Raw genomic sequence first — 8,418 nt, 5'->3', positions numbered from 1 at the left:
GCTATCCGATATTCAATGTCGCCGGAACCTTCCCGGCCTAAAAAAAGGAAACGGCCATCTCCCGCGGAAACGGCCTTGTCGCTGCCTGCCGCCAGGCGGATTACAGGATCTCTTGGCTGATCGCCGCGATGTCCGCCGCATTCAAAGTGCCCGCCGCCTGCTTGAGCTTCAGGCCGTCCAGCACAAAGTTGTATCCCGCCTCGGCCTGCTGCCGCTTCGCGTTGTACAGATTGCGCGTGGCGTCCAGCACGCTGACGATGTCGTTCAATCCCGCCTTGAAGCCCTCTTCCTTTTGCTTGAGCGCCAACTCGAAAGACTGCACCGAGCTGTTCAGGGCCTTGATACGGTCGATGCCGATGACGATGTTCTGGAAAGAAGAAAACACCTGGCGCTGCACCTTGCGGCGCGCCAGGCTCAATTCCGATGAGGCCGCGCCCAGGCGGCTGGCCGCCGCATGGCTCATGCCATAGGTATAGCCGCTCTGGAAGATGGGCACGCTCAGATTGAGCGTGACGCGGGTGTCGGCCACCGTGCTGCCGCCGCCGAACAGGCTGCCGCCGGTCTCGTTGCGGCCGGTCGAGGCGCGCAAGGCCAGGCTGGGGTAATAGCCGGCGCGCTGCACCGACACTTCCTTCTCGGCCACGGCCACCGCCGCCGAGGCCGCGCGGATGGACCAATTCTGCTCCAGCGCCGTGCGCAGCCAGACCTGGGCGTCATTGGGCTGCGGCAAGGCCATGGGCAGGTCGCGGCGCACGCGGCGCAGCTTCACATTCCCGTAGCCGATGATTTCCTGCAGGCCCTGCTGCTTGTCCAGATAATCGTGGCGCGCCAGCAGCGTGTTGGCCTGCTGCAGATCCAGGCGGGCCTGCACTTCGCTGACGCCCACCTCGGTTTCCTGGCCACTGTGATAGCGCGCCTGCACCAGCTCCATCTGCTTTTCGGTGGTGTTGCGTTCGGCCTCGGTCAGCTCGATCTGGTCCTGGGCGGCCAGGATGCTCAGATAGGCCGTGGCCGCGCGCAGCATCAGGTCCTGCTGCGCATAGGCATAGCTCGCCACTTCCTTGCGCTCGGCATCCTGCGACTGGCGCCACTTGTGATACGCGCCCAGGTCGAAGATGGGCTGCGTCAGCGTCAGCGCCCAGCCGTTCTCGCTCCAGTTGGCGCGGCCCGTCTGGTAGACGGCGTTTTCGCTGTCGACCACGTTCTGCTTGACGCGCGCGCGGTTGGCCTCGCCCGTCACGCTGGGCAACAGCCCGGCGCGCGCGGCGGTCACGCCATAGCCCACGGCCTGCAGCTCCTGGTAGGCGCCGCGCAATTGCGGATCGTTCTGCAGCGCCAGCATATAGACCTGGTCCAGCGTCATGGGCTCGGTCTGCGCCGGCAGCTCGGCGGCGTTGTAGGCCGGCATGTCTTCGGCCCGATAGGTCGCCGGCGCCGGCAGCTCGGTCTTCTCATCGAAAGGCGGCGCGGGCACGGGAGCGACCTGGTCCATGCGCGCGCTGGGCGCGGGCTGGGCGAACCCCGAGTCTTCCATCGGCCCGGACAGATCCGTCTTGAGCAGACCGGCGTCGGTCTGGACCTGGGCCGGCGTGGCCTCGGCCTGGTGCGCCTCGCGTGTGGCGCAGGCGCCCAGCCCCAGCGTGGCGGCCAGTATCGTCAGCGCCATCCAGGCCGGGCGGCTCGGAGCAAGCTTATCGTCTTCAGTCATAGTAGACAGTCAAAAACTCATGACCATCCCGGGCGGTGCCGGCAGCCAGGCTATACAGGCTGCGCGGTTCGTCGGGCACGAGAAATCCCAGCACTTCGCTTTCGGGCAGCGCCAGGCTCCCGGCCAGGCGCAACAGATCGGGAATGAAACCGCGCAGCGGCAGATCCGCCCCGCGGAATGTGACCGTGAAGGAGTCGCGCCGGCTCCCGGCTTCGTCCACCTCCAGGAACATGAAGCGCGCCGGATCGGCCGCCTCGGCCGCGCGGCCGATGACGTCGCGCGCCATGCGCCGGAGCACGGGCTGGGCCAGGCGCTCCAGATAGGGCTGCAGATAGCCCTCGAAGGCGGCGCGGTCCTGCAGATGGCGCATGCGGTAGGCCGTGATGCCCGCCACGCGCCCGGTCGCCGGATGCCATTTGTAGCCGCAGCCCAAGGGCAGCGCGCCGTGCTGGCGCAAGGCCTCGGGCGCGGGCATGAACTCGAGATAGACGCGATAGGTGTCGCCGTCCTCGATATCCGGCTCGTAGGCAAAGAACATGGCGCGCGCCTGTTCCATGTCCTGCATGATGCGCATCCACAAGGGCTGCGGAATCGCCAGGGCGCGCGACAGCGTCGAGAAGTCCAGCATGCGCCAGTGCTCGCGCTGCACGCCCAGCAAAAAGCGGTTGCCGACCAGGCCCGCGGCCGAGAACTTCATCGACCACTCCACGCCGTCGATCTGCTTGCCCTTGAACACCGAGAGCAGGCGGTCGGCCCAGAACCTGCGATCCCCCCTCAGCGTATGCAGGGGGATATGCACATCCTCGCCGGCCGGGCCGAGCGTTGCGGTCACCATGTCGGCGCGGTCCGGCTCAGGCGGCCGCTTCCCGCGGCGCCGCGTCCGTCGTCGAGGCGACCTCCTGCTGCTGCAAGGCCTTCTGGCGGCGCTGCTCGTCCAGCATCATGGCCAGGCGCGGCACATTGCCCAGCGAGGCGCGGTGCAGCTCGATCAGGCGCAGGATGCCCGACCGGTGCAGCTCCACCACGCGCACATCGTCGATGCCGGCGAACTTCTGGTCGTCCACGACCCAGAAGCCGCTCAGGTAGCGATCGCCCTCGGTCTGCGAAATGGTGATGGTCTTGGCCACCAGCAGACCCAGCTCGTTCAGGCGCTGGGCCATCTGCTTGGTCAGTTCCATCTCGCCCTGGAAGACGCGCAGGAACTCCATCATCTGGGTCAGGTAGCCGGTCTCCTTGCCATCCTCGAACAGGGCCACGCCTTCGGCGCTGTTGATGCCGGGGTATGACTCGTCAATGCAGACCGCCAGGCGATCGGCGTCCGAGGTCGTGCCCAGCACGAAGGGATATCGGCGCGCGAACGCCGGGACATAGGTGTCGGCCTTCCACATCCCTTCGGCGGTCACGAAAAGATTGGAGCGGTCTTCCAGCCCCAGCAGCACGGCCACATGGAAATTGCCCTGTTCATCGCCCACGAAAACGATGGGGTAGTGGCGTCCGGCATCGGCGAACTCGCTGGCCGCGATGGGCAGCGCATTGGTGTCGCGCGCGAAGGCGTAGTGATCCGGCTGGATCTGGATCTTCGTGTCCTGGTGCGCGGCACGGTCCAGCGCCACGGCGCGTTCATAGAAAACGGTTGCGGACATTTGGTAAACCTCTCCTTGAAACTGTTACCTGTCTTCCTGCCGCCCGTCTGCGCCATGGTCGAGCCGCCGCCCTGGGATGAACAAGGGTTTTCCCGGAGAAAACCGGGCGCGGCCGTTGGTGAGAAATAGTGTCAGACGTGAGGAAAAAACGAAATAATTAGAACGAATTCTGTCAAGACTCGTCTATGCCTGAAACTGGGTATTTCGGCCCGGGAAAGCCCGTGGATCAAGCCCGCTCGCCCGCGCCATGGGCGTCAGCCGGCTTGCGGCAAGGTGGCGACCAGGCGCGTCTGCCCGGCGCGGGAAACGACGACCAGCGAGCCGCCCACGCGGGCGATCCTCGCCTGCATGCTGCGCATGCCCACGCTCACGCCGGACTGGCGCACCGCCTCGACATCGAAACCCACCCCATCGTCCTCGATCTGCAATGACAAGCCGCTGGGTGAAGACTGCCGCAGCGCCACCCGCACCTGGCGCGCGCCGCTGTGCTTGACCACATTGGTCAGCGACTCTTCCAGCAAGCGCGCCAGGGCCAGGCACTGCCTGGCCTCGGGCGGGCGCGGCCAGGCCGGCGCGATCTCCCAATGCACATCGATCCCCAGCGCATCGAACAGCACGGTGAACCGGTGGCGCAGGGGCGCGATCCAAGCGCCGGGCGTGTCCGGCACCGGCATGCCCTCGCCGGCCCCGCTGTCGATGGCCTGGCGCAGATCGTCGCGGATGTGCTTGAGGATGGCCAACACCTCCTGGTTGCGCAGCGGCTCGTCGGCCTGCTCCACCAAGGCCATCATGCGCACCAGGGAGCCGCCCGGCCCGTCGTGCAGATCATGGGCCAGCTGCAGGCGGTCCTGCAGCCGGGCATTGGCCAGCGCAAGCGCATGTTCCAGGGCCAGCGAAGTGCGCAGCTCGGCCCGGGCCTGCCGCACGCTTTCGGCCAGCTCCAGATTGAAGCGCTCCACCCGGGAAATATTGCGGGCGATGCGCATGCCCAGCACCGCCGCCATCGACACCATGGCCACGATGCTGGTGAAGGCCGTATAAGACAGCTCGCCCCGGATCAGCTTGAAGGTCATCAGGAAGTCATGCAGGCCGGCGGCAAAGAACACCAGCAGGCATAGCGCCATGACGGCATGGTCCGGGTCGCGCGTGCGCCAGGCCCGCAGCGGGAACTGCAGGCAGTTCAGGAAGAAGATACCGGCGGGCACGATCAGGCCCGCCAGCAAGGCCGGGCGCAGATGGCTGTCCGGCGCCAGGGCCAGCAAGGCCAGGAGCGCCACGCTCAAGCCCCACAGGGCGCGCTCCAGGCGCGGCAGCGACTGCCCTCCGAAACGCCAGATGAACATGCAGAAACCCGCCACATAGAGCACGAGGGCCATGAGGTTGGCGCGCGCCAGCGACGCCGAGTCGCCGAAGGGCCAAGGCGACGTCAACAGCACATTGGCCACAAAGGCGGACCAGCACAAGGCCATGAAGGCATACCAGCCGTAATCGCGCTGCGAGCGCCGTGCCAGCCAGATGCAGAAAAACAGGCCGCCCACCGTCAGCGACACGATGAGGTTCAGGGCATACAGACTGCGGTGGCGCCAGGCCAAGCGGTCGCGCAAGGCCTGCATCGCCTGCGCCTGGCCGATATGCACCGGCCCCAGGCCCGCGCCCAGGTCGGCCCGGCCCACCACCCGCACCCAGAGCGTATTGCCCGTCTCGCGCAGCGAGGACGAGGGCAGGATCCAGAAACGCGGCATATTCCAGCTGCGCGACAAAGGCTCGGCCAGGCTGGCATCGCGCCAGATCAGTTCATCGTTGCTATAGACCTCGCCGGCCAGGTTGACCGAAGGCAACACCAGGCCCAGCGGCTGCCGGCCCGCGCAGCGCGGCGACCAATCGACGCGGTACCAGACGCTGCCCTGGTAATCGGGCCAGCGCGCCTGCCAGTCGTCGGGCAGGGCCACGGCCTGCCACGCCAGCCTCTCGTCCGGCGTGGCGCCGTCCATGGCGCGCGCGGCCTGTATCCGCTCGATCTCGGCCGTACACGCGGATGGCGGCGCCTGCGCGCGGACTGGCGACAGGCAGCACAACAGCAGCAGGAGCAGCAGCGCCCTCAATCCAGCAGGCCGCGCGCCCGCGCGGCATGGATGGCCTTGGTGCGCGAGGACACAACCAGTTTGCGATAGATATGCTTGATATGCCGCTCGACCGTGTAGCGCGACAGATGCAACTGCTCGGCAATTTCGCGATTGCCCAGGCCGGAAGCCACCAGGCGCAGGATCTGGGTTTCGCGCGGGCTCAGCGGGCCGGCGGCATCGGGCAGGTCCACGGGCCGGCCGCGGAACTCCTGCAGCAGGCGCCGCGCCACGAAGGGATCGATGGGCGCGCCGCCGCTCAGGATGCTGCGCACGGCGATGCTGACCTCCAGGTCGTCGCGCTCCTTGAGCACATAGCCCGAAGCGCCCGCGCGCAAGGCGGCCAGGATGGCCTCCTCGGAACTCCAGGCCGACACCACCAGGATGGCCATCTCCGGATTGGCGGCATACATCTCGGCGATGAGGTCCACGCCACTGCCATCCGGCAGGCCCAGATCCACCAGCGCCACGGCGGCCGGCTGGCGAGAAAAACTGGCCCGCGCCTCGGCCAGGGAGCCGGCGAAATACAGCGAATCCTGCTCATAGCCCAGCCGCAGCAACACCCTTTCCAGCCGGTCGCGGATTGGCGGCTCATCCTCTATCAACAGCACTGGTGCCCGCAGCGCGAAGTCGAGAAGGGATGGAAGGGCGGACATAGATAGGTTCGGGTCGAGTGCGTCAGGATATGACAGTCATGGCGCCAAGGCGGGCCGGGCCAGGATTATGCAAGAGGCGGAAAAATCAAATTACAAATAAGCGGGCGAAGAATAGCATTGCTGGCTCTTCATACGCGGCGGAGTTCCGTCCGCCCCCGCAAATCCGGCATCAACTGTTTTATATCGAAACATAGCCGGGATATATGTCAACGTGCAGTCACGTTAACCCCGAATCATTTTCTCGAGAACAGAAAGATTAGGCAAAACTGATTCAAAACCTTGCGCGAATCCACGCCGGCGAACAATAACAATATTGCGCACGAGCGTCATCCGCCTTTAGTCGTAGAGGCCGGCCCAAAGGCCCCGCCCGCGGCACGGGTTTGCTTTGCCCCAGCAATAAAAATACATACCATTCGCATCATCACCCCCGGACCTCCGACCATGCAGGCCGCCCACGCCCCGCGCCATGCCAGCCTCTCCTGTCCTTGCTGGACCAGACGGAGATTGAAATGGCTTATACCCTGCCCCCCCTGCCCTATGCCTACGACGCGCTCGAACCCCATATCGACGCGCAGACCATGGAGATCCACTACACGCGGCATCACCAGACCTATATCAACAACCTGAATGCCGCCCTGCAATCCCGCGGCCTGTCTTTTCCTCCCGTCGAGACGCTGCTGGCCGATATCGACCGGCTGCCGCAGGATATCCGCGCCGCGGTGCGCAACAACGGCGGCGGCCACGCCAATCACAGCCTGTTCTGGGACATCATGTCGCCCCGGGGCGGCGGCCGTCCCCAGGGCCGGCTGGCCGCGTCCATCGATGCCGAGCTGGGCGGCCTGGACCGTTTCAAGGAGCAATTCACCCAGGCCGCGCTCACGCGCTTTGGCAGCGGCTGGGCCTGGCTATGCGTCACGCCGCGCAAGACGCTGCTGGTGCAGAGCAGCGCCAACCAGGACAGCCCGCTCATGGAAGGCCATACCCCCATCCTGGGGTTGGACGTCTGGGAGCACGCCTACTACCTCAAATACCAAAATCGCCGGCCCGATTACATCGCGGCCTTCTATGAGGTGATCCACTGGCCCGAGGTGGCGCGCCGCTACGAGGCCGCGCTGGCTTGAAGCCGGGGCCGATTGCGCGGCGGACGGACAAAGATGATAATAAGTCTTATTTTCTTGTTTCCGTCCGCGACGCTCCCACCATGGCAGACGCCATCGACATCGGCCTTCTGTATTCCCGCCACCACGGCTGGCTGCAAAGCTGGCTGCTGGGCAAACTCGGCAACCATGGCGATGCCGCGGATCTGGCACACGACACCTATCTGCGCCTGATGCGTTCCGGGCGCCTGCCGGCGCGTGAAGACCAGTCGCGCGCCTTCCTGGTCCAAGTGGCCAAGGGGCTGGTGATCGACCTGCGCCGCCGCCGCGCCATTGAGCAGTCCTACCAGGAAGCCGTCTCGGCCCTGCCGCCGGCCCTGGCGCCCTCGCCCGAATCGCGCGCCCTCATCCTGGAAGCGCTCACCGAGGTCGACGCCATGCTCGACCGCCTGCCCGTCAAGGTGCGCGAGGCCTTTCTGCTGTCCCAGCTCGAAGGCCTGGGCTACCGTGAAATCGCCCAGCGGCTGTCGGTCACGGTCAGCTCCGTACAGAAATACATGATGACCGCCATCCAGGCCTGCTACCAGACGGTCTATGGCTGAGCGGACCGACGACGGCCGCCCGCTCGCGCCGGCCATCGTGCGCGAGGCCGCGGCCTGGAGCGCGCGCCTATGGTCGGGCGAAGCCACCGAGGACGAGCGGCGAGATTGCGAGCGCTGGCGCCGCCGCCACCCCGACCATGAACTGGCCTGGCAGCGCATCGCCCGCCTGGCCGCCCGTCTGCAGGCCCTGCCCGCCGAGCTGGCCGCGCCCGCCCTGCGCCGCTGCGGCCACCGCCTGTCGCGCCGCGCCCTGCTCACGCTGGCCCTGGGCGTGACGGCCGCCTCGCCCTGGTGGCTGCCGGCCGCCGGCCCGGCCTGGCGCCTGGCGCGCGCCGATCTGCGCACCGGCACGGGCGAGATGCGCCGCGTGAGCCTGCCGGATGGCGGGGAGCTCTATCTCGACAGCGGCAGCGCGGTCGACCTGGACTATGGCGCGCAGGCCAGGCGCATTGTCCTGTTGGACGGCCGCATCCTGGTGCGCACCGCCGCCGGCGACAGCCGCCCTTTCCTGGTGTCCACGCGGGACGGCGAAGCCATTGCGCACGGCACGCGCTATACCGTGGCGCTGGCCGGGGGCTACACCGACGTCCAG

At 66.8% G+C, this 8,418-nt stretch carries 8 protein-coding genes; 3 read left to right on the top strand and 5 right to left on the bottom strand.

Going from position 1 to position 8,418, the window contains the following annotated elements; translation table 11 throughout:
- Window positions 1-100 precede the first annotated feature (100 nt).
- From AXA74_RS21135 to AXA74_RS21115, 5 genes are all read right to left on the bottom strand, one after another.
- Window positions 101-1,708, bottom strand: coding sequence for a TolC family outer membrane protein (locus AXA74_RS21135; RefSeq protein ID WP_029580621.1), 1,608 nt, complete (start codon window positions 1,706-1,708; stop codon window positions 101-103).
- Window positions 1,701-2,543, bottom strand: a complete 843-nt coding sequence (locus AXA74_RS21130; RefSeq protein ID WP_029580620.1) for a hypothetical protein — start codon at window positions 2,541-2,543, stop codon at window positions 1,701-1,703. Before AXA74_RS21130 ends, AXA74_RS21135 begins: the two co-directional genes overlap by 8 nt.
- Before the next feature lie 16 nt (window positions 2,544-2,559).
- Window positions 2,560-3,351: a SapC family protein gene (locus AXA74_RS21125; RefSeq protein WP_029580619.1), complete on the bottom strand. Its 792-nt coding sequence runs from the start codon at window positions 3,349-3,351 to the stop codon at window positions 2,560-2,562.
- A gap of 254 nt (window positions 3,352-3,605) precedes the next feature.
- On the bottom strand, window positions 3,606-5,453 hold the full coding sequence (locus AXA74_RS21120) for a sensor histidine kinase (RefSeq protein ID WP_029580618.1): 1,848 nt from the start codon (window positions 5,451-5,453) through the stop codon (window positions 3,606-3,608).
- Entirely contained in the window at window positions 5,450-6,127 is a 678-nt protein-coding gene (locus tag AXA74_RS21115; RefSeq protein WP_029580617.1) for a response regulator transcription factor, read from the bottom strand. Before AXA74_RS21115 ends, AXA74_RS21120 begins: the two co-directional genes overlap by 4 nt.
- A gap of 509 nt (window positions 6,128-6,636) precedes the next feature.
- On the opposite strand from AXA74_RS21115, the gene AXA74_RS21110 reads away from it, so the two are divergent.
- From AXA74_RS21110 to AXA74_RS21100, 3 genes are all read left to right on the top strand, one after another.
- On the top strand, window positions 6,637-7,248 hold the full coding sequence (locus AXA74_RS21110) for a superoxide dismutase (RefSeq protein WP_029580616.1): 612 nt from the start codon (window positions 6,637-6,639) through the stop codon (window positions 7,246-7,248).
- Window positions 7,249-7,328: 80 nt separating this feature from the next.
- Window positions 7,329-7,826 (top strand): sigma-70 family RNA polymerase sigma factor, encoded by a 498-nt coding sequence (locus tag AXA74_RS21105; RefSeq protein ID WP_029580615.1) that lies wholly within the window; start codon window positions 7,329-7,331, stop codon window positions 7,824-7,826.
- Window positions 7,819-8,418: FecR domain-containing protein (locus tag AXA74_RS21100; RefSeq protein ID WP_155680903.1), on the top strand; the 600-nt coding region annotated here is incomplete at its 3' end. The genes AXA74_RS21105 and AXA74_RS21100, both read left to right, overlap by 8 nt.

The organism is Bordetella hinzii LMG 13501 (genome assembly GCF_001548475.1).
Taxonomy (GTDB): Bacteria; Pseudomonadota; Gammaproteobacteria; order Burkholderiales; family Burkholderiaceae_B; genus Bordetella; species Bordetella hinzii.
Note: the sequence above shows the minus strand (reverse complement) of the source record. Positions and strands in the feature narration are given on the sequence as shown.